This is a genomic window from Glutamicibacter arilaitensis Re117 (genome assembly GCF_000197735.1).
Taxonomy (GTDB): Bacteria; Actinomycetota; Actinomycetes; order Actinomycetales; family Micrococcaceae; genus Glutamicibacter; species Glutamicibacter arilaitensis.
This window is the reverse complement of the sequence record NC_014550.1, coordinates 2,770,812-2,796,919: the sequence shown is the minus strand read 5'-3', so window position 1 is coordinate 2,796,919 and position 26,108 is coordinate 2,770,812. Positions and strand designations below refer to the sequence as shown.

General features: G+C 58.0%; 28 protein-coding genes. 20 read left to right on the top strand and 8 right to left on the bottom strand.

Annotated features, from left to right (window positions below; translation table 11 throughout):
* Positions 1-366 precede the first annotated feature (366 nt).
* Positions 367-1,173 (bottom strand): hypothetical protein, encoded by an 807-nt coding sequence (locus AARI_RS13425; protein ID WP_041648954.1) that lies wholly within the window; start codon positions 1,171-1,173, stop codon positions 367-369.
* Between the two features lie 24 nt (positions 1,174-1,197).
* Here AARI_RS13425 and AARI_RS13420 point away from each other — a divergent pair, with 24 nt between their 5' ends.
* From AARI_RS13420 to AARI_RS13405, 4 genes are all read left to right on the top strand, one after another.
* Complete coding sequence (locus AARI_RS13420; protein ID WP_319022631.1) at positions 1,198-1,605, top strand: type II secretion system F family protein; 408 nt, start codon at positions 1,198-1,200, stop codon at positions 1,603-1,605.
* A gap of 125 nt (positions 1,606-1,730) precedes the next feature.
* Positions 1,731-1,913 carry a DUF4244 domain-containing protein gene (locus tag AARI_RS13415; protein ID WP_013349822.1) on the top strand — a complete coding sequence of 61 codons (183 nt, stop codon included), beginning with the start codon at positions 1,731-1,733 and terminating at the stop codon, positions 1,911-1,913.
* A 3-nt stretch (positions 1,914-1,916) separates the two neighbouring features.
* Positions 1,917-2,252 carry a TadE family type IV pilus minor pilin gene (locus AARI_RS13410; RefSeq protein ID WP_013349821.1) on the top strand — a complete coding sequence of 112 codons (336 nt, stop codon included), beginning with the start codon at positions 1,917-1,919 and terminating at the stop codon, positions 2,250-2,252.
* A gap of 44 nt (positions 2,253-2,296) precedes the next feature.
* The gene (locus AARI_RS13405) at positions 2,297-2,644 is read left to right on the top strand and encodes an Rv3654c family TadE-like protein (protein WP_231849388.1); all 348 of its coding nucleotides are present in this window, start codon (positions 2,297-2,299) and stop codon (positions 2,642-2,644) included.
* 15 nt (positions 2,645-2,659) lie between these two features.
* Here the strand turns inward: AARI_RS13405 and AARI_RS13400 are convergent, their stop codons facing one another.
* Both AARI_RS13400 and AARI_RS13395 read right to left on the bottom strand, forming a co-directional pair.
* Positions 2,660-4,990, bottom strand: coding sequence for a DEAD/DEAH box helicase (locus AARI_RS13400; protein ID WP_013349819.1), 2,331 nt, complete (start codon positions 4,988-4,990; stop codon positions 2,660-2,662).
* 101 nt (positions 4,991-5,091) lie between these two features.
* Positions 5,092-5,748 carry a GNAT family N-acetyltransferase gene (locus tag AARI_RS13395; RefSeq protein ID WP_013349818.1) on the bottom strand — a complete coding sequence of 219 codons (657 nt, stop codon included), beginning with the start codon at positions 5,746-5,748 and terminating at the stop codon, positions 5,092-5,094.
* A gap of 165 nt (positions 5,749-5,913) precedes the next feature.
* Between AARI_RS13395 and trhO the strand changes: the two genes are divergently transcribed.
* Entirely contained in the window at positions 5,914-6,813 is a 900-nt protein-coding gene (trhO, locus tag AARI_RS13390) for an oxygen-dependent tRNA uridine(34) hydroxylase TrhO (RefSeq protein ID WP_013349817.1), read from the top strand.
* Between the two features lie 53 nt (positions 6,814-6,866).
* Here trhO and AARI_RS13385 read toward each other — a convergent pair whose 3' ends face one another.
* A complete protein-coding gene (locus tag AARI_RS13385) occupies positions 6,867-7,445 on the bottom strand; it encodes a GNAT family N-acetyltransferase (protein ID WP_013349816.1) in 579 nt (192 codons plus the stop codon).
* A gap of 72 nt (positions 7,446-7,517) precedes the next feature.
* Between AARI_RS13385 and AARI_RS13380 the strand changes: the two genes are divergently transcribed.
* From AARI_RS13380 to proC, 6 genes are all read left to right on the top strand, one after another.
* The gene (locus AARI_RS13380; RefSeq protein WP_013349815.1) at positions 7,518-9,107 is read left to right on the top strand and encodes a DUF7059 domain-containing protein; all 1,590 of its coding nucleotides are present in this window, start codon (positions 7,518-7,520) and stop codon (positions 9,105-9,107) included.
* A gap of 23 nt (positions 9,108-9,130) precedes the next feature.
* Positions 9,131-9,781: an ArsR/SmtB family transcription factor gene (locus AARI_RS13375; RefSeq protein WP_013349814.1), complete on the top strand. Its 651-nt coding sequence runs from the start codon at positions 9,131-9,133 to the stop codon at positions 9,779-9,781.
* Between the two features lie 149 nt (positions 9,782-9,930).
* Complete coding sequence (gene topA / locus AARI_RS13370) at positions 9,931-12,720, top strand: type I DNA topoisomerase (RefSeq protein WP_013349813.1); 2,790 nt, start codon at positions 9,931-9,933, stop codon at positions 12,718-12,720.
* 32 nt (positions 12,721-12,752) lie between these two features.
* Positions 12,753-13,772 carry a Ppx/GppA phosphatase family protein gene (locus AARI_RS13365; RefSeq protein ID WP_013349812.1) on the top strand — a complete coding sequence of 340 codons (1,020 nt, stop codon included), beginning with the start codon at positions 12,753-12,755 and terminating at the stop codon, positions 13,770-13,772.
* Between the two features lie 54 nt (positions 13,773-13,826).
* Positions 13,827-14,651 (top strand): sugar phosphate isomerase/epimerase family protein, encoded by an 825-nt coding sequence (locus AARI_RS13360; RefSeq protein WP_013349811.1) that lies wholly within the window; start codon positions 13,827-13,829, stop codon positions 14,649-14,651.
* Between the two features lie 4 nt (positions 14,652-14,655).
* On the top strand, positions 14,656-15,498 hold the full coding sequence (gene proC, locus AARI_RS13355) for a pyrroline-5-carboxylate reductase (RefSeq protein WP_013349810.1): 843 nt from the start codon (positions 14,656-14,658) through the stop codon (positions 15,496-15,498).
* Between the two features lie 76 nt (positions 15,499-15,574).
* Here the strand turns inward: proC and AARI_RS13350 are convergent, their stop codons facing one another.
* Together AARI_RS13350 and AARI_RS13345 are read right to left on the bottom strand one after the other, a co-directional pair.
* Complete coding sequence (locus tag AARI_RS13350; protein ID WP_013349809.1) at positions 15,575-16,246, bottom strand: potassium channel family protein; 672 nt, start codon at positions 16,244-16,246, stop codon at positions 15,575-15,577.
* A complete protein-coding gene (locus tag AARI_RS13345) occupies positions 16,239-17,672 on the bottom strand; it encodes a TrkH family potassium uptake protein (RefSeq protein ID WP_013349808.1) in 1,434 nt (477 codons plus the stop codon). Before AARI_RS13345 ends, AARI_RS13350 begins: the two co-directional genes overlap by 8 nt.
* 206 nt (positions 17,673-17,878) lie before the next feature.
* Here AARI_RS13345 and AARI_RS13340 point away from each other — a divergent pair, with 206 nt between their 5' ends.
* From AARI_RS13340 to AARI_RS19335, 5 genes are all read left to right on the top strand, one after another.
* A complete protein-coding gene (locus AARI_RS13340) occupies positions 17,879-19,048 on the top strand; it encodes an acetoin utilization protein AcuC (RefSeq protein WP_049862645.1) in 1,170 nt (389 codons plus the stop codon).
* A gap of 95 nt (positions 19,049-19,143) precedes the next feature.
* Positions 19,144-19,587 carry an ArsR/SmtB family transcription factor gene (locus AARI_RS13335; RefSeq protein WP_041648949.1) on the top strand — a complete coding sequence of 148 codons (444 nt, stop codon included), beginning with the start codon at positions 19,144-19,146 and terminating at the stop codon, positions 19,585-19,587.
* A gap of 190 nt (positions 19,588-19,777) precedes the next feature.
* Positions 19,778-21,121, top strand: coding sequence for an NADP-specific glutamate dehydrogenase (gene gdhA / locus AARI_RS13330; RefSeq protein WP_013349805.1), 1,344 nt, complete (start codon positions 19,778-19,780; stop codon positions 21,119-21,121).
* Between the two features lie 259 nt (positions 21,122-21,380).
* On the top strand, positions 21,381-21,605 hold the full coding sequence (locus tag AARI_RS13325) for a helix-turn-helix domain-containing protein (protein WP_013349804.1): 225 nt from the start codon (positions 21,381-21,383) through the stop codon (positions 21,603-21,605).
* Between the two features lie 139 nt (positions 21,606-21,744).
* Positions 21,745-21,843 carry a 30S ribosomal protein bS22 gene (locus tag AARI_RS19335; RefSeq protein ID WP_005504750.1) on the top strand — a complete coding sequence of 33 codons (99 nt, stop codon included), beginning with the start codon at positions 21,745-21,747 and terminating at the stop codon, positions 21,841-21,843.
* A 102-nt stretch (positions 21,844-21,945) separates the two neighbouring features.
* Here the strand turns inward: AARI_RS19335 and AARI_RS13320 are convergent, their stop codons facing one another.
* Complete coding sequence (locus AARI_RS13320) at positions 21,946-22,752, bottom strand: HAD family hydrolase (protein ID WP_013349803.1); 807 nt, start codon at positions 22,750-22,752, stop codon at positions 21,946-21,948.
* 62 nt (positions 22,753-22,814) lie between these two features.
* Between AARI_RS13320 and AARI_RS13315 the strand changes: the two genes are divergently transcribed.
* The gene (locus tag AARI_RS13315) at positions 22,815-23,060 is read left to right on the top strand and encodes a glutaredoxin family protein (RefSeq protein ID WP_102597309.1); all 246 of its coding nucleotides are present in this window, start codon (positions 22,815-22,817) and stop codon (positions 23,058-23,060) included.
* Between the two features lie 27 nt (positions 23,061-23,087).
* Entirely contained in the window at positions 23,088-23,762 is a 675-nt protein-coding gene (locus AARI_RS13310) for a redox-sensing transcriptional repressor Rex (RefSeq protein WP_257997908.1), read from the top strand.
* 116 nt (positions 23,763-23,878) lie between these two features.
* Here the strand turns inward: AARI_RS13310 and AARI_RS13305 are convergent, their stop codons facing one another.
* Positions 23,879-24,634 (bottom strand): hypothetical protein, encoded by a 756-nt coding sequence (locus AARI_RS13305; RefSeq protein ID WP_013349800.1) that lies wholly within the window; start codon positions 24,632-24,634, stop codon positions 23,879-23,881.
* 173 nt (positions 24,635-24,807) lie between these two features.
* On the opposite strand from AARI_RS13305, the gene AARI_RS13300 reads away from it, so the two are divergent.
* Positions 24,808-25,470 carry a histidine phosphatase family protein gene (locus AARI_RS13300; protein ID WP_013349799.1) on the top strand — a complete coding sequence of 221 codons (663 nt, stop codon included), beginning with the start codon at positions 24,808-24,810 and terminating at the stop codon, positions 25,468-25,470.
* 6 nt (positions 25,471-25,476) lie between these two features.
* Complete coding sequence (locus AARI_RS13295) at positions 25,477-26,100, top strand: TlpA family protein disulfide reductase (protein WP_013349798.1); 624 nt, start codon at positions 25,477-25,479, stop codon at positions 26,098-26,100.
* The last annotated feature ends 8 nt before the right edge of the window (positions 26,101-26,108 follow it).

Below are 26,108 nucleotides of genomic sequence, written 5' to 3'. Positions count from 1 at the left end.
TGCGTGTATCCCCTGGAGGCCTGAGTCTTCGTGCTCTCAGACGAAGGCGTGGCGGATCATCTGTGCTTCTAACGGATCGATGCCGTCACTTGATAAAACCGAAGCAAACGTCAGCATCTTTATTGGATGCCCCTATCTAATTCATGTTCACACAATTGAGTTATGCCGTAACTCGCGCTGGCCTTAGACTACTTCAACATTCCAGTTCTTATTACTTTGAAATGACGATAACGGAATTGCAGAGCTACACACGCGTCTCAGTCGCGAAGGGTTCCTCCAAAAGGTCGCTGGTATGAACCGGAGACCAGCAACTAAGGTCCGTAGCATCAAGAAGCCGTCACTTGAAGAACGAGTTCTCTTTGACGCTCACTCCATCGATCGCGGTGTGATCTCCAATGATGCCAGTACGTCCTCTGGATTCTTCGGCCTGCGCCCGTAGCCTATGGGCTGGATAGCGATCTTAGCCATGAATAGTTGGACGATCGAGCGCTTCCGCGCGAGGGTCCGCTCATTCCACCAGCTTCGGACATCCTCGACGCCGATTAGGTCGGCCAACGGGTTGCGCTGAGCAGCTCGCGCGAGCTGCTCATCGATCTGTTTGAGCTCTATGCGCTTCGCTTGCAGCTGCGGGGTAACTTCATCTTGAGTGATGGTGCCGTCTGAGACCATCGCGATGAGCGCATCTCGTCGCCCCTGCGCAGCAGACCGCTGCGCGTGCAATTTGGCCACATCGACACCGTCATCTGGATTGGGGAATGAGGTCACAGCATCCGGCTCGGCCAGTCGGGCGATGCAGATCTCTTCGATGAGCTCGTCGATGACTGCCCCGTTGCGGTGGAAATGCCCATCGATGCAGCGGTTCGAGTGGTAAGTCTTGCTCGGGGCTTTGGAGCCGTCGGATCTTCTAGCCGTAGGATGCGTGATCCCTCGTGCAGAACGTACAGTTTTACCACATACCGAGCACACAGCAATGCCCGAGAGGAGCCAGCGTCGAGCGGTTCCATTGTGGATCGGTTTTGCTCCCACAAGTCGAGCACGCGTGGCGAGGAGCTGGTCGCGGTCGATGATCGCTTCCCATGCGCCTTGGGCACAGTCGTTGAGATCGATTGCGGCAAGACTAAATTCGCCTGTGGGCTGTGATGGGGGCAACATGGCAGCGTACAGCGGGTTCATAGGGGACGAGCGCAGGAAAATCCCATCGAACTGATCCTTGATCTCAGCGCGAGTTTGCTGGATTCAGGAATGCCCATTACCCAGATCCTCGATTTGCTGGGCAACAGCATTGAACAGTGCGCGGTACTGCGCAGCGTCGCCCGATGCTTGGAGATGAACATGGCATGGGACAAAGCTTGGGAAGCTGTTCCTGGGTGGCTGATGCCGCTGCGCAAAGCACTGCACTTTGCTCACGCGACCGGCGCGCCCGCAGCAAGTCTGCTGCGCAATACCGCGATATTGCAACGGCGGGAACATACGCAGAAAGTCGCGCGCCTCGGAGCCCAATTCGGCACCCGGCTGGTCTTGCCTTTGGGTGCCTGTGCGTTGCCGGCCTTCATCGCTTTGGGCGTGGTGCCGCTGATCATCGCACTTTTCCCCAGCTTCCAGTAGGTAACGGCAATGGTTATACCCAGCTCGCAAGCATCCGGCGCTTACTCGTGCTGCATCCACCGAAGGTAGAAGGACAACATCCCTGGCATCGAGGTTGGGGATGGCATTTTGGAAAGGAACACACAATGAATCGAAGGCTCCAGGAAATCATGGATCAGCTTCAAGACGAGCAAGGGTCCACCACTGCCGAATTCGCTATGGTCACCCTGGCTGCCGTAGCTTTCGCTGGCTTGCTGATCAGCATCTTGTCCAGTGGCGATGTCCGTGGCATGCTGATGGGTTTGATCACCAAAGCCCTGTCGCTGTAGGCCATGAGCTTCAACGACGAAAGGGGCAGCAGCACCGCAGAATTTGCGGTGCTGCTGCCCGCGGTTGCCGTCATGTTGTCTTTGGTTCTGGGCTTCGGTGTCCTTGGAATCCAGCAGATCCAAGTTCAGCAAGCCGCCGGGGCCATGGCCAGGGAATTGGCCCGCGGTGAAGATAGTGCGACGGCTCGGGCCAGTGGCGTGAAGCTGGCCGGAAACGAAGCCCGCTTCTGGCAATCAACTGCATCGGGCTACGCGCAGGTGCACGTGAGCAAGTCGGTACGCCTGCCGATAGTTGGAAGTATCCAAGTCCACGGACAAGCCAGCGTGGCAGTTGAATGAAAAAGCTACGAAGCCTGAAATCTGAACAAGGCAGCGGAACGGTCATGGCAACGGCACTGGTGATCGCAGCCTTGCTCATTATCAGTGCGGTCTTGGCCTGGATCGGCGCAACCCGGGCAGCGATGCAGGCAGCCAGTGCTGCTGACTTATCGGCCTTGGCTGCCGCAGATACGGCCCGCGGCCTGCGTCCAGGTGATCCGTGCAGCGTGGCAGCGTTGATAGCAGAATCAAACGGTGCGCAACTCTCGGCGTGCACGGTGGAAGCCGATGGGCAATCGGTGCGCATAGCCACGAGTGTTCCAGTGGGAGTTCGGGCGATGGGAATCGAACTCTATCTGGCACAAGCCCAAGCCAGGGCAGGCGCACCACCTTTGGGCGCACCGGCTCCCTGAACCTGCCCGCCGCCTTTAGCGGTGGTGGGCCGGTTCCACGTCGACGAGTACCGCGGTCAACAACAAGATTGCGCCGGCCTTATCCAGCGGATTGTTCCGGTTGCCGCATTTGGGGGACTGCACACAGCTAGGGCAACCATGCTGGCACTCGCACGCCTGGATAGCATCGCGGGTAGCGCGAACCCAATCGACGAAGCGCTCGAACCCGCGTTCTGCAAATCCGGCACCGCCAGGTTGCGCGTCATAGACAAAAATCGTCGGATGCCCGGTATCCATATGCAGGGCCGTGGACACCCCTCCGATATCCCAACGGTCGCTGGTGGCAACCAAGGGAAGCAGGCCAATCATGGCGTGCTCGGCCGCATGCAGCGCTCCGGGGAACTGGTCGATCTGCAAACCAGCACGCAGCAGGCGCTCTTCGGTCATCGTGAACCAGACCGACTTGGTGTTCAGATCCCTCGCTTCCAAATCCAGCGGATCTTCGGAAAGCACTTCGTTGGATGCAACAGATTTCCGTTGGAACGAGACGACCTGGGTCGTCACTGTGACTTCACCAAAATGGATCGTCAGCTCCCGGTGCTTACTGCTGCGTTCCTCGGAATCAATGGCTACCGTGGTTAGGTCGCGAGCGGTGGTGTAGTAGTCGGGATTCACCCGGGTCACAACCACCACATGGTTCTGCTCGTCGAGTTCCTCCACATGGTAGCTGGCCCCTTGATGCACGTAGATCGCTCCGGGGTGCGCCTGATAATGGGTCTGGGGTGAGTCCATGGTGCCTAGCAAAGCACCGGTTTCCGCATCAATGATGTCCACCGGCCCACCGCCATCGGCACGGATAGAGAACATCGAAGCGGCGTGTTGCGGGTGCGTCCAGAACCATCCGGCCGGGCGCCGGCGCAAGTAGCCGCGCTGAACCAGCGAATCCAGCAGCTCCTCAGTCTGCGGTCCGAAAAGTTCTAGTTCGTCGGGGCGTAAGGGGGACTCTTGCGCAGCGGCGCAGAGGTGACCGCTGAGCACGTATTTGTTCTGCGGATCAAAGACCGTCGCTTCAACTCCCAGCTCAAAGATCGCCTCGGGATGATGGGCTAGATAGGTGTCCAAGGGATCTTCTGCCGCTACAAAAATTGCCAATGCATCCTGTCCCGAACGACCGGCGCGGCCGATCTGCTGGAAGAATGATGCGCGGGTGCCGGGCCAGCCGGCAACCACAACTGCATCGAGTCCAGCGATATCTATGCCCAGCTCCAATGCGGAGGTCGACGTGACACCCAGCAGCTCGCCGCTGCGTAACTGCCTTTCCACTTCGCGGCGCTCCGTGGGCAGGTATCCAGAGCGATAGGCGGCAAGCCGAACGGATAATTCAGGAGCAAATTTCTCCAGATGCTTGCGGGTCAAGGTCGCAATGGTTTCGGCCCCACGACGGGATTTGATGAAAACAATGCTCCGAACATGATCAGCCATCAGATCGGTGAGGATCGAGGCGCTCTCAGCGATGGCCGTCCGACGGATCGGTGCACCATTTTCGCCGCGGTGATCACTCAACGGCGGTTCCCACAAAGCCATGACCAGCTCACCGCTGGCGGAGAAGTCATGGGTCACCGCCTGAGCAGGTGCTCCGATCAGACGGCCGAAGGATTCTTCAGGATCCGAGCTGGTCGCCGAAGCACCGATGAAGATGGGGTTGCTTGAGTAGTGCGCGCAGATGCGCCGCAGCCGGCGGATCAGGTTGGCTACGTGGGCGCCGAAAACTCCGCGGTAGGAATGGGCTTCATCAATCACCACGTAACGCAGGCGTTTGAAGAACTTGGACCAGGCAGGGTGGTTCGGCAGGATGCCGCGATGCAGCATATCAGGGTTTGTGAAGATGAAGTTTCCGTGCTGGCGCACCCACGCTCGGGTGGCTTGGTCGGTGTCGCCATCGTAGGCGGCAGCTCTGACTCCGGGAACTTCAAGGGCTTGGACCGCTGAAAGCTGGTCTGCTGCCAGTGCTTTGGTAGGGCAGATGTAAAGGATAGAGGCGCCGGCATCGGCATCGTTGAAGCCGCTATCCTTGGCTCGATACAACAGGTCCAGGCCGGGCATGAGGTAAGCCATGGATTTTCCCGAGGCGGTACCGGTGGAAACAATCGTGTGGTGGCCCTCATGGATGAGGTCTGCTGCTTGGGTCTGATGCAGCCAGGGCTGTTGAATTCCAAGGCCTTGGAAAATCCCAATAAGTTCGGTGTTCAACCATGCTGGCCACGGGCTGGTGATCTCGTCCTTGGCAGCGCGTGTGCGACGGTGCACCACCGCATCGGGGTCATTGCTCCGGTCATAGGGATCTAAGAGAGAACGCGCTGACTTCACGAGGACGCCTTTCCGGACCATGAATTGCTGAAGTTAAAGACTATCGCCGTGCCTGACGCAGAAGCGTCAAGCACGGCGATAAGAGTAATCTTTGGAAGGCTTTAGGCCTTGAACATGACAACCTTGCCCAGCGAGGTCCAACCCAGGGATTCGTAAAGCTGCTGGCCATCGACCGAAGCAATCAGCAGGCCCTCATCAACGTCGTGCTCCTGTGCCAGCGAAGCCAATGCCCGCATGATCAAGGTGCCTAGGCCCTTGCGGCGGAAGTCGGCTCCGGTGATGATGCGGTCGAAGATTGCGTATCCATCTACTGCCGAAACGTGGCCAGACGCGGCAACAACGTCCTGGTTGTCTTCAGGGTGCAGCGAAACGTAGGCGTGAGTGCCATCGCGTTCAATCTGGAAGACGAAACCGTCAGCGGGCAGCGGGACTTCGACATCGTGAACAGCCAATTCGGTGACCATCAAAGCTTCATCGTCGGCAGTGACCTGCAGGCCAACTTCCACAGCGTTGGCAACCAGGCTCTCAGCGGAATCGTCGAAGGCCGTCAGACGACGGTTTGGGTGCTTGACCAAGGTCTCAGCTACTGCTGCGAGCTCTTCCTTGGACGGACCGTAAATGACGTATTCCCAGTCTTCAGTGGTGTCGTGGCGCAGCGCAGCGTGGACTCGTCCTTCGTTGCGGGTTTCGTAACCACGAGCTCCGGCCCAGCCTGCTACCCAGGTGCCGATCAGTTCATCGCTTGCGTTTGATGCCATAATTTGACCCTACCTTGTCTTTCCTAGGAATTAGCTGACATTGAACTAATCGTTGTCTAGTTGAAACTATTGCACCGGCCGAGAGGCCGATAATTTCGGGAAAGATCAATGTGACATTGCTCTTTTCCGAGGCGTTTCGCAGCTAAAAGCTACTAACATTGTAGGGTGGCCATTCATCGCATTGTTCTGTATTACGCTTTTACTCCGCTCCCAGACCCGGAGGCAATCCGCCTTTGGCAGCGCTCGCTGCTTGAACGCTGGGGCTTGCGCGGACGCATCATTATTTCGAAAGACGGCATCAACGGCACCGTTGGTGGCGAGCTGTCAGCAGTCAAGGCCTATGTAAAAGCCACTCGCGAACTGCCTGCCTTCAAGAAGATGGATATTAAGTGGTCTGAAGGCTCTGCCGAAGACTTCCCGCGCATTTCTGTGAAGGTCCGCGACGAAATCGTCACCTTCGGTGCACCGGGTGAACTTGAAGTGGACGAGAACGGTGTCGTCGGCGGTGGCACCCACTTGCGCCCCGAAGAGCTGCACGAGCTGGTTGATACCAAGGAGAAGTCCGGCGAGAAGGTCCACTTCTTCGACGGCCGCAACGCCTTCGAAGCACAGATCGGCAAGTTCAAAGACGCGATTGTCCCGGATGTGGATACCACCCGCGACTTCGTAGCCGAGCTGGACTCGGGCAAGTACGACCACCTGAAGGACCAGCCGGTAGTTACCTACTGCACCGGCGGCATCCGCTGCGAAGTTCTCTCCGCCCTGATGGTCAAGCGAGGCTTCCAAGAGGTCTACCAGATGCAGGGCGGCATCGTGCGCTACGGCGAGAAGTACGGTGACGAAGGATTGTGGGAAGGCTCGCTTTACGTCTTCGACAAGCGCATGCATACCGAGTTCTCCGAAGACGCAGTCACGATTGGCGAATGCGTGGGCTGCCAGGGCCCGACCAACAAATTCGAGAATTGCTCAAATCCAGAATGCCGAAACCTGCGCCTGTTCTGTGAAGACTGCGCCACGGATGAAACCTTGCGACGCTGCCCTGAGTGCAGCACCGTGGATGCCTAATTCAGATTTGAAATAGCTATAGCCCAGACTTTGAACGAGTCTGGGCTATACCTTTATCCGGCCGCGGCCGGCCACAATCCGATCGAGGCGTCTTTGACCTCGGTCTGCTCGAGCTCGGAACGGTGAATTTTCAAACCTCGCGCCTCATAGTTCGGCAACGCCGCCGGTCCATCCAGTGAGCAGGTATGCAGCCACACCCGGTTGACCTTGGGCAACTGCTGCCAGTGGGAATCGATGCTCCAAGCTTGCTGCAGTGCTTCGGTGAGCAGCACGCCGCCCAGCCCTCGTCCGGTAGCCTCTGGGAAGAGGCCGAAATAGAAGATTTCTACTTCGCTTCCGTTCTCGGTCACTTCGGTCACCAACTCCACATATCCTTGGGGAGCGCCGTGCTGGTAGAGCACCCACGTTTCGGAACCGGCACGTCGCAGGACGTCGTTCCATTGCTCCCGGGTCAAACCCAAACGGTCAGCCCAGTTCAACTCGCTGCCCACGCTCTGATAAAGGAAGCGTGAATACTCCGGAGTGATCTGTTGAACCAGTTCAATCCGGGCGTCCTCGGGAAGGGACTTGGCCGAAGCAATGACTTCAGAAGAATTGAGCTGTTGGAGATAGGTCACAGTTACTTGGGGCATGCCCACATCATAAGTCCAGTACGTTACCCGTCCTAGCTGTGCCCGGTAGCGTTACTCGGTAGACTTGAAATTGTGAACTCTGCTGAATTTTCTTCCATTGATGATGCTCCACAGAGCTACAATCAACTGCTTATCGACTCGCTGGCCAAAGACCTGACCGATGTCGGGTACAACTATGAAAATGTTGCGGTGCTGCTGGGTGAGGAAGCTGCAGCAGCGTTTGCCCGCGACCAGCTGCATCCTGCGCTGCGCAATCTCGATCGAAACAAGCCCGATACGGCTCTTGCCTGCGTGGTGCGCCTCTTCCAACTGGGACAGACCCAAGAGGACGCGGCGATCAATATCGCTTTCCCATCGCTGAAAACCGAGGGCTTGCTCAAGCTGGGCCTGATTGAATCCTGGGCTTCGGGCTACCGGGCCAAGATTGCCTTGGCGCTGCACTCTTCTGATACCGACGGTGAATTGTGGGTGGCTCACGACCTGGGCGCCCACCAGCGTCCGGGCGTGCTGCGCACCGACCACGTTCTGGGCATCGGGCAGGCTTCGCTGACCTTGGCGCAAATAACGATCCGCGAGAAAGTCGAGCGCGCACTGGATTTGGGCACCGGCTGCGGCATCCAGCTCTTCCACCTGCTGGCACACGCGCAGCACGTGACTGCCACTGACGTGTCAGCACGCGCCTTGGGCTTCACCCGTTTCAACCTGCTGCTCAATGCCCAGACTTTGAATTTGGATCCGAAGAATCTCGAATCGCGGGTCACCTTGCTGCAGGGCAGCTTGTTTGAACCGGTGGCCGGCTCCACCTTCAACCTGATCGCTAGCAATCCACCATTTGTGATCACCCCGCGCAGCAGCCACGAACGTGCCAAGGATCGGTTCACCTACCGTGATGGCGGAATGGCTGGAGATACCTTGGTCAGCACCCTGATCGGGCAGGCGCCTGTTTTCTTGGCTCCGGGCGGTTCGATGCAAATGCTTTCGAATTGGGAGATTCCTCGCCTAGATGACGAATCTAATCAGCCGTGGGATGAGCGAGTTCGCCAATGGTTCGGCGACAAGCTGGATGTGTGGGTCATCGAGCGCGAGCAAACCAGCCCGAGCGGCTATGCCGAAACTTGGTTGCGTGACGCGTCCCAGACCGAAGACAGTACCTCGTACATCTCGGCATATAACGCGTACCTCGATGACTTTGAATCGCGGGGGATCGGGGCCATTGGATTTGGCCTGGTGTACTTCCGACGCCCGGAAGCAGGCCATCCAGTACTCCAGCGCTATGAGCAGATCACGCACCAGGTGGAGCAACCACTGGCCCCAACCCTGCAACGCGATATTGCAATGGCCGATCAGCTGGCCTTAGTCGGTGAAGAGTTCAAGGAGTGGCACCTGCTCGTGGCCGAGGACGTCACCGAAGAACGGCACCAGCGTCCCGGGGCTGAACACCCTGGGGTCATCCTGCTGCGCCAAGGAGCAGGCCTGCGTCGAACCGAACTGCTTGATACTGCACAGGCTGGATTTGTGTCGGCTTGCGATGGGGATTTGTCCGTATCGCAGCTGGTCAACGCGCTTGAATCGCTGATCGGCGAAGGCCAGGAAGACTTCGCGGACCAGTTATATGAAGCTATTAAACGCCTCATGCGTCACGGCCTGCTTCAAAAAATGTGAAACAAGCGCTAAAGTTTTTCCCTATGACACGGAACACTATTGAGGAACAAGGTGGGGAGCCTTCGCCCAGCGAAGCAGATATCCCACAAGTTGTCTCGATCACTGACCCTCAGGCGATTCGAGCGTTGGCGCATGACGCTCGATTGATCGTCATGGATGAGCTCTTTGCTTCACAGACCACCCGCACCGCTACAGAACTTGCCTCGTTGTGCGCGCTAACACCGAGCGCCATGAGCTATCACCTGCGGGCTCTGGAGAAGTGCGGGTATGTGATCCGTGCAGCTAGTGAGGGCGACGCACGCGAGCGCCGCTGGCGTGCGGCCGGTGAACGCCTTGAGCTGAACACGCAGATCGATTCGACGAACGCCAAGACTGCGTACCTGAACGTGCAATTGAACGCATTCCGCACCCGCCTGAACGCTGAAGTGCAGCGTCGCGAGTCGGAGGCGAAGGCCGGAATCGCTCCAGACCCGGATCGTCCGCCGATGCTGACTAGTGGTTTGGTCTTCCTTTCCGAGGCCAAGCAACTGGAATTCAACCGGAGAATGCACGAGCTTGTCTGGGAATATGAAGCACAGGCAACGGCCGAGGAACGCAGTATTGACTCGCGTCGTATGTTCTACTTAATCTCGTTGCTTCCCGAATACCAGAAAACGGGGGAGGCAACATCATAAAGATGCTTTGCTCAAAGCGCACAAATCCTTCGGTGTAAGATCATCGAGAAATGTGGCTATAGAGTAGGCACAAAGAACGAAGCTGCGATGACGGAACAAGTATGGGCCTGAAAATGGTTTGGAAAGTCCGTGTTGTCTAAAGGAGTGCTGTGCCCCCCAAGGCCAAGGAAAAGACTGGTAAGAAACTCGTAATCGTGGAGTCTCCTGCCAAGGTGAAGTCGATCGCCAAATATTTGGGCGAAGGCTTTGACGTGGATGCCTCGGTGGGCCATATCCGCGACCTTCCGCAGCCCTCAGAATTGCCAACCGAGTTGAAAAAGACCTCGGTAGGCAAGTTCGCTGTCGATCTGGACAATGACTTTGAGCCTTACTACATGGTCTACCCGGACAAGAAGAAGCGCGTTTCCGAACTGAAGGCGAAGCTCAAAGAAGCTGACGAACTTTATCTCGCAACAGATGCGGACCGCGAAGGCGAAGCCATCGCGTGGCACCTCTTGCAGGTCCTGAAGCCAAAGGTTCCGGTACGCCGTCTGGCCTTTACCGAAATCACCAAGGAAGGCATCGCCCGCGCACTGGAGAACATGCGCGAGCTGGATACCGACCTTGTCGATGCCCAGGAAACCCGCCGTGTCCTGGACCGCCTCTACGGCTATGAGATTTCCCCTGTGCTCTGGCGCAAGGTGGCCCGCGGCCTGTCCGCTGGCCGCGTGCAGTCCGTGGCCACCCGTCTGGTCGTTGAACGTGAGCGCGAACGCATGGCCTTCATCCCAGCCGGATACTGGGACGTGAAGGGCAACTTCGCCACCAGCGAAGGCGAAGGATTCGCAGCAAAGCTTTCGGCAGTGGACGGCGCCCGTGTCGCCTCCGGCCGTGACTTCGATGACCGCGGTCAGCTGAAGACTACCCGCAGCAAGCTGGCTCACCTGGACCAGGATTCGGCCCAGTCGCTGGTTGCCAACCTGTCGGACACCGATTTCGCGGTGACCTCTGTCGAGGACAAGCCCTACACCCGTCGCCCAGCAGCCCCGTTCACCACCTCCACGCTGCAGCAGGAAGCCTCGCGCAAGCTGCGCTGGAGCTCCAAGATCACCATGCAGATCGCCCAGCGCCTGTATGAAAACGGCTACATCACCTACATGCGTACCGACTCGGTATTCCTCTCGGGTGAAGCAGTGAACGCTGCCCGCAAGCAGGCCACCGAGCTCTATGGCGCTGATTCGGTTCCAGCCAAGCCACGCGTTTACAAGGCGAAGAACGACGCGGCACAGGAAGCCCACGAAGCGATCCGCCCAGCCGGTGACATGTTCCGCCGTCCCAAGGATGTGCGCTCCTCGCTGTCCAAGGACGAATACGCACTGTACGAGCTGATCTGGAAGCGCACCGTCGCCTCGCAGATGGCCGATGCCAAGGGCTTCACCGCTACGATCAAGCTGCAGGGCACTGCCAGCGATAATCGTGTTGCAGAGTTCTCCGCATCCGGTACCGTGATCACCTTCCGCGGCTTCCTCTCCGCCTACGAAGAGGGCAAGGACGAGCAGGCTCTGGAAGCTGCTGCAGAGAACGCTGAAGCGCGCCTGCCACAGCTGCGTGTCGGCCAGCACCTGGCCGGCGACGAGCTGATCGCGCTGGGCCACGAAACCACCCCTCCAGCCCGCTACACCGAAGCCTCGATTGTCGCCGAGCTGGAAAAGCGCGAGATCGGCCGTCCGTCGACCTACGCGCCAACCATCTCAACGATCATGGACCGCGGCTACGTCACCAAGCGCGGCGGCGCACTGGTGCCAAGCTGGATTGCCTTCTCGGTAATCCGTCTGCTCGAAGAGCACTTTGCCAAGTACGTCGACTACGACTTCACCGCTCGCCTGGAAGACGACCTGGATGAAATCGCCAAGGGCCAGCGCGCCCGCACCGACTGGCTGAACCTGTTCTACTTCGGCAAGGGCGCAGAGGCCCAGGGCGAAGGCCTGAAGCATGTGGTCGATAACCTGGGCGACATCGACGCCCGGGCGATCAACTCCATCAAGATCACCGATGACATCACCTTGCGTGTAGGCAAGTTCGGTCCGTACCTGGAACGCGCCATCCCGGAAGGCGCCGAGGAAGGCACCGACCCGCAGCGCGCCAACGTGCCTGAGGATTTGGCACCGGATGAACTGACCGCTGAAAAGGCCGAGGAGCTCTTTGCTAACTCGCAGGTCTCCGAAATGGACTTGGGTACCGACCCGGAGACTGGTCGGAAGATCGTGGCCAAGGATGGCCGTTACGGCGCCTATGTCACCGAGATCATCCCTGAGCCAACCGCTGAAGAACTCGCCGCACAGCCGGTCGAGTACTACAAGAACGGCAAGCCGAAGCCACCAAAGAAGCCAACCAAGGTCAAGCCGCGCACTGCATCGCTGTTCAAGTCGATGACCGTGGAATCGGTGACCTTGGAAGAGGCGCTGAAGCTGATGAGCTTGCCGCGTGTGCTGGGCGCTGACGCCGAGGGCGAAGAGATCACTGTGCAGAACGGGCGTTTCGGTCCGTACCTGAAGAAGGGCAGCGATTCGCGCTCCATCGAGAGCGAAGAGCAGATCTTCACTATCACCTTGGATGAAGCGCTGGCCATTTACGCCCAGCCTAAGCAGCGTGGCCGTCGTGCCGCGGTGCCGCCATTGGCTGAGTTCGGGGTTGACCCGACTAGTGAGAAGAACATTGTGGTCAAGGACGGTCGTTTCGGTCCGTACATCACCGACGGCATCACCAACATCACTGTTCCACGCACCACGTCCTTGGAAGAACTGACTCGTGAGCAGGCTATCGAGCTGCTGGCTGACAAGCGCGCCCGCGGACCGGTGAAGCGCACGGCCAAGAAGGCTCCGGCTAAGAAGCCAGCTGCCAAGAAAGCCCCAGCGAAGAAGACTACGGCCAAGAAGACCACCGCAAAAAAGACTGACTAGTCTTTCTTGCCAGGCCTAACGAGGAGCGCACCATGAGACTCGGTGTATTGGATATCGGTTCGAATACCGTCCACTTGTTGCTCGTCGATGCATATCCAGGCGCACGCCCGGTTCCCTATGCGTCGCACAAGCGACCCCTGTCCTTGGTGCGCTACCTCAACGAGTACGGCGCCATCACCGAAGAAGGCCAAATTGAGCTGATCTCCTTCATCAAGGAAGCGGCCAAGTTCGCCCAAGGCCACCAGGTCGAGGACTTCATGGCATTCTGCACCTCGGCGATCCGCGAGTCTTCCAACGGTGCTGCCGTACTTGAACGCGTCGAAGTTGAAACCGGCGTGAGCTTGATGGAACTGACCGGTGAAGAAGAAGCGGGCATGACCTTCTACTCGGTACGCCGCTGGTTCGGTTGGTCCTCGGAATCCATCTTGAACTTGGATATGGGGGGCGGTTCGCTGGAGTTGGCCTTAGGCGTTGACGAATTCCCGCAGACCGCTTTCTCCGTGCCGCTGGGCGCGGGACGGCTGACTCGGGAATGGCTGCCCAATGACCTGCCTTCCATGAAGGAAGTCAAGGAGCTTCGCACCTACGTGCGGGACGTGCTTTCCGACCCAACCACCGAACTGCGGCAGTACGGCAAGCCCACGCTGGCCACCGCGACTTCCAAGACTTTCCGTTCACTGGCTCGCATTACCGGAGCCGCGCCGAGTGCTGAAGGCCCGTATGTAAAACGCACGCTGCATCGAGACTCGTTGAAATTGTGGACCAACCGCTTGACAGCGATGAGTTGGGCAGAGCGTGCCGAACTGCCAGGTGTTTCAGAGATCCGGGCACCGCAATTGCTTGCTGGTGCCATCGTTGCTCACGAAGCGATGAGTGCTTTGAAGGTGAAATCGGTGAGGATTTGCCCTTGGGCTATCCGTGAGGGCCTGATGTTGCGTCGTTTTGATCACGTGATGTTTGACTCGGCGACACCGCTCAGTAGTAGCGTTGGAGTTGGGGAAGTAGCTCTGGATAGCGAGAAGTATAAATTTCTCGCCAAACCCAGCAGCTAACCTTCTTGGCTAGACGGTGTCCGCACCAAGGGCACGGTAACAGGAGGCAAGAGCATGGAAGACCAGAAGAGCACCATGAGAATACCAATTACCCTCTCTAGCGCGTCAGTTTATCCACTGACCGTCCATGATGCCTTTGCGATGGCCAAGGACGTGGGGTACGACGGCCTGGAAGTGCTCATCACCGGCAACGCGGCCAGCCAGTCCGCTACCGCGCTCAAAGCCTTGATGGACAAGTACCAGTTGCCTATTATGGCCATCCACGCGCCGACCCTGCTGCTGACCCAGCAGGTTTGGGGTTCTGCATGGGCCAAAATCGAGCGTTCGGTGATCCTTGCCCAGGCAGTCGGGGCAAGCGTCGTGGTCGCGCATCCGCCTTTCAGATGGCAGGGATCCTATGCCGAAGAATTCGGTGAAGGGGTCCAAAGGCTCCTTGACTCCACTGGAATGAAAATTGCCGTGGAGAACATGTACCCTTGGCGAGCCCGCGGCCGCGAAGCGAAGATGTACCTTCCGCACTGGAATCCAGTGCCGCAAAATTACCAGCATGTGACTTGGGATTTCTCCCATGCAGCCATTGCCAATATGGATTCGCGCCAAGCTGTCGAAGACCTCGGCCAGCGCCTTGCCCACGTGCACCTGTGCGATGGGCTGGATAACGGCAAGGATGAACACTTGGTGCCAGGGTTAGGCACGCAACCGGTGGCGGAAACACTGGAATATTTGCGTGACGCCAACTGGACGGGAACGGTCGCGGTCGAGGTCTCCACCCGCAAGGCCCGCAACGCAGGACAAAAAGAAGAATGGTTGGGAAAAACCCTAGAATTCGCCCGCAAGCACTTAACAGTCGGTAGTGACCCTGCGTCAATGACACAATAGCCATATGAGTGAAGCAACAAAGAATCTGTCCCTGTCCTTCCTCGGCGCCGGATCCATGAATGGGGCCATCCTGCGTGGCATCATCGCATCGGGCCACGATCCACAGCTCATTACCGCTACCGTGCGCAGCGATAACCGCGCCGCTGAGTTGCGCGAATTGGGCATCAACGTCTTGGTCAACGAGCAAGACCCTGAAGCTAACAAGAAGGCTGCCGCCAGCGCGGACATCATCTTCCTGGGCGTGAAGCCAGTGGGAATCACCCAGATGTGTGAAGAGATTTCTCCGTCGCTGGATGCCAGCAAGGTTGTTGTTTCCGTGGCAGCAGCAATCACCCTGAGCAGCATGCAGGCTCACCTGCCAGCAGACCAGCCAGTGATCCGTTCCATGCCGAACACGCCCTTGATGGTTGGGGCCGGAGTCGTTGGCATCAGCCCGGCGGCCAGTGTGAGCGAAGTTCAGACCAAGCTGGTCATCGAATTGCTCTCCGGATCCGGCGACGTGCACGTCATCGATGAAGAACAGCAAAATGCGCTGTCGGCCATTTCCGGTTCTGGCCCGGCCTACGCCTTCTACCTAGCTGAAGCCATGGCTAACGCCGGTGTGGCCATGGGCTTGGATGAAAAGCTTTCTATTGCCTTGGCACGGGCCACCGTGGCCGGGGCCGGCAAGATGCTTGCTGATCCAGAAGCGAACCCGGCAGCGCTGCGCAAAGCCGTGACCAGCCCGAAGGGCACCACCGAGCAGGCCATTGCCACCTTCGATGAGCAGGGCATTCCCAAGATCATCGCTGCTGGCACCCAAGCAGCAGCAGCCCGGGCTGCACAGCTCAGCGCGGAACTCGGCTAGGCACCAACAGAACAAACGGCGGTGGCCGGCAACCAAATGAGGTTGCCGGCCACCGCCGTTCTTGGTGCTTCTGGACCTAGGGGCGTGCTGCGAATCGTTCGAGCAAGTCCACATGCCCGGAGACGATCAATACGTCTCGACGTGTAACCATGGTGTCAGGCATCGCGTAGGTGAAATCTTCGCCGGGGGACTTCACTCCGACGATGGTCACGCCGTATTTCGAGCGAACCTGGGATTGGGCCAAAGTGAAGCCCTGGGTTTCCTTCGGCGGATACATTTTCACGATGGCGAAGCCATCATCGAATTCGATGAAGTCCAGCATGCGGCCCCCGACCAAGTGCGCGGCACGAACGCCAGCATCAGCTTCGGGGTAGATGACGTGGTTAGCGCCGATACGGGTCAGGATCTTTCCGTGTGAAGGCGTAATGGCCTTGACCCACAAGTGCTCGATTCCCAGATCCACCAGATTCACGGTGATCAGCACCGAGGACTCGATGGAGGTACCTACGCCCACCACAGCAGAAGAGAACTCCTGGGCACCAAGCTGGCGCAACGCATCGATGTTAGTAGCATCGGCGGCAACCACGTGGGTCAGGGTGCTGGCCCACTGCTGCACAAGCTCCGGGCTGCGCTCAATGGCCAATACTTCGCGCCCCTGCTTGACCAGCGTCTCGGCGACCGAAGCACCGAAGCGGCCCAACCCAATGACCAATACCGGGGCATTGTGTTCTATGTTCTTGTCAGCCAATGAGCGGCCTTTCTTCTGGAAGTCTGAACAGTGTATTGCGGTGGCGCATGGTCAATGCACTGGCGAGGGTAATACTGCCGATACGTCCGGCAAACATCAACGCGCTCAAGACATACTTGCCGGCAGGAGGCAGTTCCTGCGAAACCCCACTGCTCAGGCCAACGGTAGCAAACGCCGAGATGGACTCGAACAGGGCACGCGAGAAGCCTATCTCTTCATCGATGGTGACCAGTGCGCCGGTAGCGAGCATCACCAGCGAAGCGCCCATGGCGACCACGGAGATTGCCACGCGCATGGTTCCCTGCGGGATCCGGCGTCCGAACGCGCGTGCGTCGACGTCACCACGCACTTCAGCCAAAATCGCTAGGAACATCACGGCTATGGTGGTGACCTTGATACCGCCAGCGGTGGAGGCCGAACCGCCACCGGCGAACATCAGAGCATCGCTGAGCAAGACGGTGACCTGGTGGATGTCATTTTGATCTACCAAGTTGAAGCCACCAGAACGGGTCATGGTGGACGCGAAGAATCCATGGATGACCTTGTCTCCGAAGGACAACCCGCCGATGGTCTTGGGATTGGCCCATTCGAAAATCATCCACAGCAAGGATCCGGCAAAGAGCAAGATCGTGGTGGTAAGCACTGTCAGCTTGGTGTGCAGGTTCCATTTCTTCACATTGAACTTATGCGCCAGCAGCACCATGATCACTGGGAAGCCCAATGAACCGGTAAAGACCGCGGCCATCAGCGGTCCCAAGATCCACAGGTCGGTCTCATAAGGCACCAGACCATCGGAGTGCGGGGTAAATCCTGCGTTGTTGAAAGACGACACGGCATAGAAGAGTCCATGCCAAATGGAAGACAGGACGCTTTCACCCAGGATGTAAAAGCGGGGAATCAGAAATAGTGCGATCACTGCCTGCAGACTGACTGCAGTGAGGATCACGATGCGCAGCAATGAACTGATTTCGCCCAGCGCCGAGGCCCCGGAACTGTTCATCGAGTTCTGAGCCATCAGCTTGGCGCGCACACCCAGTTTGCGGGATACCGCCAGGGACATGATCGAGGCCAAGGTCAAAATGCCCAGACCACCCATGAACGTTGCGACCAACATGATCAGCTGACCCACAAATGACCAGTGCACAGCGGTGGAAACGGTAGTCAAACCGGTTACGCAGACCGCGGATACCGCAGTGAACAATGCGTCATGCAGTGCAGTGGCCTCGCCGGTGGCCGAAGAGAACGGAGCCGCGAGCAAGGAGGTGAAGATGGTGATGGCCAAGAGGAATGCGCCCAAGGTCAAACGTGCGGGGGAGCGCACGGTGAAGTCGGCAACTGCGATGCGAACTGCCAGCCACTTCTTGCGACGCTGTTCACGCATTTCAGCTGCCCGAGCGCTGGGGCTCGATGCGCTGGCTGTGCTCATGTAGTACTCGCCGTTTCCTTGGGAACAGTTCTTTACGAAGACGGACAGGTAGTCCTTCTAGTAATTTACGCGTTTCCACCGCTAAACGCTTGCGTTGCCCGCCTGAAGAGCCGACAAGCCGTGCAAACTGCCATAAATTCATGAGTTGGATCACCATCGGGTAGCCTGAAATCGTGTTAGATCCAGAGCATGCCCCACGGCCAACCATGGTGATGTGGGATGAACAGTTCCTGAAGTACAAATTCAGTGACTGGCATCCGATGCACCCTTCACGGCTTGAACTGACTTATCGACTCAGCGACGAGCTGAAAGTTCTTGATGAGCAAAATGTCAAGATCCAGGCTCCTGAAATCGCTGAGGACGCGGTCATCGGCACGGTCCACGATCAAAGCTACATCGATCAGGTGCGCCGCGTTAGCGAAGACCCGACGCTGGTAGCTGAGGAATTCGGCCTGGGCACCGAAGATGACCCGGTATTCGCCGGAATGCATGAAGCCGCCGGACGGATAGTCGGTGGCTCGGTCATAGCTGCCGAAGCCATCATGGATCTGGACGTGGTCCGCGCGGTCAACTTCGCCGGAGGCATGCACCATGCGGCCAAGAGCAAAGCCAGCGGTTTCTGCATCTATAACGATGCAGCAGCGGCAATCCACCAGATGCTGGAAAAGGGCGCCAAGCGCGTGGTCTACATCGATGTGGATGCGCACCATGGCGATGGCACGGAGTCGATCTTCTGGGATGACGAACGGGTACTTACCATCTCGCTGCATGAGTCCGGGCTGTCGCTATTTCCCGGTACGGGATTCGCCAATGAAATTGGTGGCAAGAACGCCGAAGGCAGCGCCGTGAATGTTGCGCTGCCGGCCATGACCGGGGACTCGGGGTGGATGCGTGCGTTCCATGCAATCGTTCCGCAGCTGGTGCGGGCCTTTAAACCCGAAATCATCGTCTCCCAGCACGGCTGCGATGCGCACCGTGATGATGACATGAGCAACTTGAAACTCTCAGTTGATGCCCAGCGCCAAGCAGCCCTGGACATCTCCCAGCTAGCAGATGAGCACTGCGAGGGCCGGTGGCTGGCTACCGGAGGCGGCGGATATAACGCCACCGCAGTCGTACCGCGCACGTGGACGCACCTGACCGCAATTGTTGCGGGTAAGCCGATGCCGCTGCGTACCTATGTTCCAGAAACTTTCCGTCGATATGTATTGGAACGGTATGGACGGGCCATGCCATACCTCATGGGCGATGACGCGCAATTATGGTGGCGCAATTGGGAAGTTGGATATGATCCTGCCGATCCGGTGGACCGGACCATTATTGCTACGCGCAAAGAAGTCTTTCCGTTCTTCGGCCTGGATCCCTGGTTCGACTAGGACCGTATCCGTGCGACCACAGGGCGCAACAACATGGCTTCCCAGCCATTTGGGCGCGCAAATTGATTGCCATTTGGTCATATGCCGTTAGGGTTATGTGTGTGGCAATTGACGAAGTATTTTCGGCGTTGGCTGAGCCAACCCGACGAAAGATTATCGAGGCGCTTAAAAACGAGCCGAAGGCCGTGGGCACTCTGGTTACCGAACTGGAGATCTCGCAACCGACCGTTTCTAAGCACCTGAAGGTTTTGCGCGAGGCTGAGCTGGTGAGCATGACCGCTGCTGGGCAGCGCCGTATCTACAGCATTGATACCTCTGCATTGGAAGACCTGGTGCACTGGTGCGCGGATCTGGTACCGGTTCAAGCCCCGAGCCAGGAGCTTGCAACCACAGAGGCTGAAGCCGACGGGCAGCTGGCTGCAGCGGCTAATCCGACCACTGGTCAGATCGGTCGCCGCGTTGGCCAAGGTTTGGAACAAGTCACTGGACGTGCGCAGGAATTCTTTGAGAAACTTCCACGATTTGGCCGTCGACGCTAGCTGTTGACCAGTGTTCGGCGCTGCAACCATGCAAAATGGTCAATCATTTAAGTTACGCGCGCAATCCTGTTTTATAACATGAAAATTTTGTTCAGAATGCTCAGCATGGCATTCTCGTGTGCGGGGCAGTGACGCCGGCTATGAGGCCCCTTGTGCGCCCGTGCCTGCCCCAAGTGATGAGGAGAAAAACTTGGATAAGCACTTAGCGACGATTCGCGACGAAGTCTTCCGCCGCAATCCCGGCGAAGCAGAATTCCATCAGGCCGTCACAGAAGTATTCGATAGCCTTGAGGCAGTATCGATCAAGCATCCTGAATACGCTGAGGCCGCGATCCTGCAGCGTTTGTGCGAACCTGAACGCCAGATCATCTTCCGCGTGCCATGGGTTGACGATGAAAATCGTGTACAGATCAACCGTGGCTTCCGCGTCGAATTCAACTCGGCTCTGGGTCCATACAAGGGCGGTCTGCGTTTCCACCCATCGGTATACCTGGGCATCGTCAAGTTCCTGGGCTTCGAGCAGATCTTCAAGAACTCGCTGACCGGCATGCCTATCGGCGGCGGCAAGGGCGGCTCGGACTTCGACCCACGCGGCAAGTCTGATGGCGAAGTCATGCGCTTCTGCCAGTCCTTCATGACCGAGCTTTACCGCCATATCGGCGAGTACACCGACGTGCCAGCAGGCGACATCGGCGTGGGCGGCCGCGAAATCGGCTACCTCTTCGGCCAATACAAGCGCATCACCAACCGCTACGAATCCGGAGTGTTGACCGGCAAGGGCCTGAGCTGGGGCGGTTCCCTGGTTCGCCCAGAAGCCACCGGCTACGGCGCAGTGATCTTCACCGAAGAAATGCTCAAAACCCGCGGCCAGAGCTTTGATGGCCAGCGCGTGATCATCTCCGGTTCGGGCAATGTGGCAATCCACGCCATCGAGAAGGCCCAGTCACTGGGTGCGAAGGTTGTCACCGCTTCCGACTCGGCTGGTTACATCGTTGATGAAGGCGGCATCGACCTTGAGTTGCTGCGCCAGATCAAGGAAGTCGAGCGCGGACGCATCTCGGAGTACGCCGAGCGTCGTGGCAGCAAGAAGGTCAAGTACGTTTCCGGAGGAAGCGTCTGGGACGTTGCCGGTACCGTGGCTTTGCCATGTGCAACCCAGAACGAGCTGGGCGCCGCGGCTGCCAAGAAGATGGTCGCTGCCGGCACCATCGCCGTGGCCGAAGGCGCCAACATGCCTACTACCGCTGAAGCGACTTCCATCTTCCAAGACGCAGGGGTGCTCTTTGGCCCGGGCAAGGCAGCTAACGCCGGTGGCGTTGCTACCTCGGCTCTGGAGATGCAGCAGAACGCCAGCCGCGACTCGTGGACCTTCGAGCACACTGAGCGTCGTCTGAGCGAGATCATGGTCGGCATCCACGCAAGCTGTGCAGCCACCGCAGAAGAATACGGCATGCCAGGCAACTATGTTGCCGGTGCAAACATTGCTGGCTTCGTGAAGGTGGCTGACGCAATGCTGGCTCAGGGCGTCATCTAGTAAGTGAATTTGATCCAATCCGTGGGTTTTCACTGGGGAATCTCAGGGAAAACCCACGGATTGTTTCGTTTAAGCATCAAAAAATGTGATTCAAAAGGCTACAGGTGTGTTTCGTGATGCAAAAGTTACAAAAGTGCGATTAGACTAGTGCAAAGCGAATGTGAACCTGAACCGTCGATGTTGATCCAAAGCCGTGTAAGTTCATCTTCGCTATTATTTACGCGACGAATTAGAGATCAGCGTCAGGAGATTATCCCGCATGACGGATAAACAGAATTTTGCCGGAGCCCGTTTCATGACTGTGGCCGAAGTGGCCGACATGATGCGTGTTTCCAAAATGACCGTTTATCGGCTGATCCACGCAGGCGACTTGCCTGCTGTTCAGTTCGGTCGCTCCTATCGCGTTCCGGAAAACGCCGTGGAATCTTACTTGAATGCTGCGGCCATTGATCCGCAGCACGGTACCGGTTCTTACGGTCGATAGTCCGCGCGATGGTCAGAGCATGGCCGAAAAGCGGGTAATCTGTTAAGGAACGTTTAACGTCGGGTCAACCTTGTCCTTGTGCACGCGCGCAAGCAGGCGTTTGGGGTTGACGCATTTATTTAGTTTGTGAGGAACCATTATGGGCTCTGTTATCAAGAAGCGCCGCAAGCGTATGTCGAAGAAGAAGCACCGCAAATTGCTTCGCAAGACCCGCCACCAGCGTCGCAATAAGAAGTAAATATACTTCTGAGCGTTTGCCGCTAGGCAATCATCGCCACCGCTTCACAGTGAAACTGTTGAACGGTGGCGATTGCTTTATCTAAAGCCGCTCAGTGCCCTTCTAAGAGCCGGAACGGCGCAGGATTGAACGTCGAGCCGCCCAGAGCGCCCCAAGCACGCCAGCGGTCTTCAGGCCGAGTTTGGCGGCACGCTGACCGGTCCGGAAGTCATAGACCTGCCATCCGCGGCGCTTGGCATAGGCACGGAGCCGCGCATCGGGGTTGATGCACACCGGATGGCCCACAGCTTCAAGCAGCGGAACATCATTGTAGGAATCTGAGTAGGCCCAGGACTTGGATAGCGAGATGCCGCGAGCCTTGGCCAGGGTGCGTACCGCCTGAGCCTTTTCCGCCGCATGCAGGATCGGGCTGGACAGCGATCCGGTGTAAAAACCGTCCTCGCTGGCCACTACCGTGCCCAAAGCACCGGTAAGTTCCAAACGATCTGAGATGACATTCGCCACTTCCAGGGGAGTGGCCGTGACCAGCCAGACCTCGCGTCCCACCGTGCGATGCTGGCGCGCAATAGCCACCGAACCGGCCCACAGCTTCGGCTCGATGTATTCGTCGTAGATCTCGTTTCCAATCTTCTCGATCTCGGACACCGGGATGCCCCGCACCATCATCAGCGCACGGTCGCGAATCTGATGGATATCGCCTAGATGTTCGCCGCGTGCAGCAAAACGCAATTGCTTCAGGGCGAACCAGAGGATTTCACGGAACTGGAAGAAACGGCGCTCATGGAGCTTGCGGGCCAGCAGATACAGCGACGCACCACGCACCAGGGTGTTATCGACGTCGAAGAAAGCGGCAACCGTATCCGGAGCTACGGAAGAATTCGGGTTCAGGTGAGGATCGATGGAAGGCATTTGATCCAGTTTATTTCATCGCCAAGTTTAAGCGTGGTTACGGCTCGTGAGATTATGGACAGGTGAGTACTTTGCATCAGATTCAGCTGTTGGTCCGAGAAGGCTGCCACCTGTGCCAGGCCGCACGCGAAACCGTGGCTGAGGTGACAGGCCGCTTGCATATGGAATTCTCTGAACTCGATATTGACCAGGATCCGCAGTTGCTTGCCAAGCACCATGAGGAAGTTCCAGTCTTGCTGATCGACGGCGAAGTTCGGGACTTCTGGCACATCGATGCCCAACGCCTGGAACGGCTGCTGAGCAGCTAGCTGCTACCGAATAAATGATTTTGCGTTGTGCTCGAAGAGAGCACCGAAAAGTGCGGGAGAACGAAAATGTCGGAGCTTGAAGCCCGGGTGTTGCCTGAGGCCACGCTGGCTCGACTGACCCAGTACCTGCGCGCGCTAAATGCCTTGGACGCCCAAGGACTAGAACGCACCAGTTCCGGGGTGCTGGCCAAAGAAGCTGGCGTGAACCCCTCGATCCTGCGCAAGGACCTTTCCTGGCTGGGTTCTTATGGAACCCGCGGGGTCGGCTACGTGGTCCGTGAACTTGCCGAACATATCAGCCGCACGCTGGGCTTGAACCAGGACTGGCGCGTAGCCATCCTTGGTGCAGGTAACCTCGGCCGCGCGCTGAGCGGCTATGCAGGTTTCAAATCCCGCGGCTTCAACGTCAAGGCCATCTTGGATATCGATCCTGCGCTGGTGGGCAAAGCAGTTGGCGAGCTGCACGTGGAAGCAATCGGAGACCTGGCAAAAGTTGTCCAGCGCGAAGAAATCAACATTGCCGTGCTGGCAATCCCTGGCGATGCCGCCCAGGACCTGGTTTACGAACTAGCTGAGCTCTCTGTCCGCTCGGTCCTGTCCTTCGCACCTAAGCCGCTGCGCGTTCCAGAGGGAATGAATCTGCGCCGGGTGGATCTGTCCACCGAACTGCAGATCCTGGCTTACCTCGCGGTCCAGGGCTGAGCGCAAGACTAGACCTGCGCTAACGACGAAAGGCGTAGCTGCCTCATCCTTATTGCGGATGAGGCAGCTACGCCTTTTCGTGCTTCTGGGCTTAGAAGGCAAACCCCAGCGCGCGTTTAGCGGTAGCCAGCCCGGCGGGCCATGCGGCGCTGGGCAATGTACTCCGAGGATGGACGCAGCCAGGCAAAGACTACGCCGGCAACGCCCAGCAAGATTCCCACTACGTACACCGCGTTGATCAGGCCTGCTTGGGTATCAGCGAACATGCTGACCATTGGAACCGTGGTGACCAGATTCAGCAGTGAAAGCGCTGCAAGGATCGTGGCGAGAATGCGCATGCCACCCACGCCGCGGCCAACGAAGAAGCCCACCAGGAAGTACAGGCCCAAGGTAATGATCATGCCGACAATCACGAAGCTGGAGATCATCGAATTGACCTGGGCCATGAAAGCTTCAGGACTTTGCATCATCTGTTCAACGAGCGGATCCTCGTTCATCCCCGGGGTGCTTTGCATCTGGTTCTGGAATTCTTCCTGAACCAGCGACCACTGCTGGCCGATCATGTTGGCCATCATGTTGGAGGTGGCCATCAGCCAGCTGCTGAGGGCACTGAAAATACCTGCAAGCATGATCAGCCCGAAAGCAATAGCCAAGGTCCGAGGACGCTCGACCGGTGGCTGCACCGCGGCATAGCCGCCCTGGGCAGCGTACTGGTCGTAGCCCGGTGCCTGCGGCTGCCCATAAGGATTGGGATTCTGGCCGTAAGGGTTCTGGCCGTAAGGGTTTTCGCTGTACGGGTTCTGCTGCGAACCCTGGCCCGCGGAATCCGGGTTGTATGGCTGTCCCGGCTGGTTAGGATCGTTATTGCTCATGGTGCATCCTTCTAGGTCGAACTGTCTTATTACCAAGCGTAGTGGCAGAGGATTGTGAGCAAGCCCTCCGAAAGGATGGTTTTTCCATATGGGATTCCAATGCGTGTCCTGTGAATAGTTGACGGTGGCCACATATTGCCTCTTTTGCATCGAATATTTGAGACACTGGGAGCATGCCTTTATCGACTGTCCATTTGTTGCGCCATGGGGAAGTTTTCAACCCTGACCGTATGCTCTACGGCCGGATCCCCGGCTTCGGGCTCTCGGAACTCGGTTTCCAGATGGCTGACGGGGCAGGCGAATATTTTGCCAAGCGCCAAGCCGAAGGCGGCAACGTCGTTCGGTTGGTCGCCTCGCCGCTGGTCCGTGCCCAGCAGACCGCTGCTCCGGCATCCAAGGCCTTGGGCTTGGAGATTCACACCGATGAGCGCGTGATTGAAGCTGGCAACAAGCTCCAGGGGCTGTCCAAAGTCGCCGAGCATCTGCGCAAGCCAAAATACTGGCCGCTGCTGGTCAATCCGTTAAAGCCCTCGTGGGGCGAACCATATGCCGAGCAGGTAGCGCGAATGCGCACCGCCATGGCGGAGCAACGCAAAGCCGCGGTGGCTGAACATGGCGAAGGGGCGGAAGTCATCATCGTCAGCCACCAGCTGCCGATTTGGGTCACCCGCCGCGACGCCGAGAAGAAGCCGCTGTGGCATGATCCGCGCCAGCGCGAGTGCACACTGGCTTCGATCACCAGCTTTGATTTCGAAGGAGACGAATTGGTCTCCGTGCGTTACACCGAACCGTGCCCCGAGCTGCTAGCCGGCGCGGCGAATATTCCGGGAGCCTAAAGCAAAATGACAGATCCTGTGCCCAATCCTGGCCCGTTCAGCCGCCGCACCATGCTGCGTACGCTCCTGGTTGCCGCGGCCGTAGTGCCGCTGGCTGCCTGCAGCGGCAAGGAAGATGCGCTGACCGCACAAGCCAACAGCGGCGACGGCAAGAACTACATTGCCGGCGATGGCGCCGTTGAAGAATACGAAGTTGCCAAGCGCAGCGAACCGGTCACCATCAAGGCGTCCACCTACCACGGCACCGACATCGATTTCACTCAGTGGCAGGGCAAGCCGGTCGTGATGAACTTCTGGTATGCCGCCTGCGCACCGTGCCGTATCGAGGCACCGGATTTGAAGAAAATCGCTGAAGAGTTTGGCGAGAAGGTCGAATTCATCGGCGTCAACGTGCGCGATGAAGCCGAAGCTGCCAAGGCCTTTGAACGCACCTTCGAGATTCCTTATGAGTCGATTCAGGATACCGATGGGAACATCCAGCTCGCGATGACCAAATACGTTCCGCTGCAAGCTGTTCCATCCACCCTGGTGCTGGACCGCCAAGGCCGGGTCCGCGCCCGCGTCATCGGTGCCGTGGAGCCGAGCACGCTCAAGTCATTGATCAACACCGCTCTGACCGAAGAGTTGTGAGCTGATCA

Coding starts and splice junctions, on each gene's coding strand:
- AARI_RS13320 (WP_013349803.1), bottom strand. CDS start 22,752: ATGCCTTCCATCGATCCTCACCTGAACCCGAATTCTTCCGTAGCTCCG.
- AARI_RS13415 (WP_013349822.1), top strand. CDS start 1,731: ATGAATCGAAGGCTCCAGGAAATCATGGATCAGCTTCAAGACGAGCAA.
- AARI_RS13425 (WP_041648954.1), bottom strand. CDS start 1,173: ATGAACCCGCTGTACGCTGCCATGTTGCCCCCATCACAGCCCACAGGC.
- AARI_RS13410 (WP_013349821.1), top strand. CDS start 1,917: ATGAGCTTCAACGACGAAAGGGGCAGCAGCACCGCAGAATTTGCGGTG.
- AARI_RS13340 (WP_049862645.1), top strand. CDS start 17,879: ATGGTGATGTGGGATGAACAGTTCCTGAAGTACAAATTCAGTGACTGG.
- AARI_RS13325 (WP_013349804.1), top strand. CDS start 21,381: ATGACGGATAAACAGAATTTTGCCGGAGCCCGTTTCATGACTGTGGCC.
- AARI_RS19335 (WP_005504750.1), top strand. CDS start 21,745: ATGGGCTCTGTTATCAAGAAGCGCCGCAAGCGTATGTCGAAGAAGAAG.
- AARI_RS13395 (WP_013349818.1), bottom strand. CDS start 5,748: ATGGCATCAAACGCAAGCGATGAACTGATCGGCACCTGGGTAGCAGGC.
- proC (WP_013349810.1), top strand. CDS start 14,656: ATGAGTGAAGCAACAAAGAATCTGTCCCTGTCCTTCCTCGGCGCCGGA.
- AARI_RS13335 (WP_041648949.1), top strand. CDS start 19,144: ATGTGTGTGGCAATTGACGAAGTATTTTCGGCGTTGGCTGAGCCAACC.
- AARI_RS13300 (WP_013349799.1), top strand. CDS start 24,808: ATGCCTTTATCGACTGTCCATTTGTTGCGCCATGGGGAAGTTTTCAAC.
- AARI_RS13345 (WP_013349808.1), bottom strand. CDS start 17,672: ATGAGCACAGCCAGCGCATCGAGCCCCAGCGCTCGGGCAGCTGAAATG.
- AARI_RS13295 (WP_013349798.1), top strand. CDS start 25,477: ATGACAGATCCTGTGCCCAATCCTGGCCCGTTCAGCCGCCGCACCATG.
- AARI_RS13305 (WP_013349800.1), bottom strand. CDS start 24,634: ATGAGCAATAACGATCCTAACCAGCCGGGACAGCCATACAACCCGGAT.
- AARI_RS13385 (WP_013349816.1), bottom strand. CDS start 7,445: ATGCCCCAAGTAACTGTGACCTATCTCCAACAGCTCAATTCTTCTGAA.
- AARI_RS13375 (WP_013349814.1), top strand. CDS start 9,131: ATGACACGGAACACTATTGAGGAACAAGGTGGGGAGCCTTCGCCCAGC.
- AARI_RS13365 (WP_013349812.1), top strand. CDS start 12,753: ATGAGACTCGGTGTATTGGATATCGGTTCGAATACCGTCCACTTGTTG.
- AARI_RS13405 (WP_231849388.1), top strand. CDS start 2,297: ATGGCAACGGCACTGGTGATCGCAGCCTTGCTCATTATCAGTGCGGTC.
- AARI_RS13360 (WP_013349811.1), top strand. CDS start 13,827: ATGGAAGACCAGAAGAGCACCATGAGAATACCAATTACCCTCTCTAGC.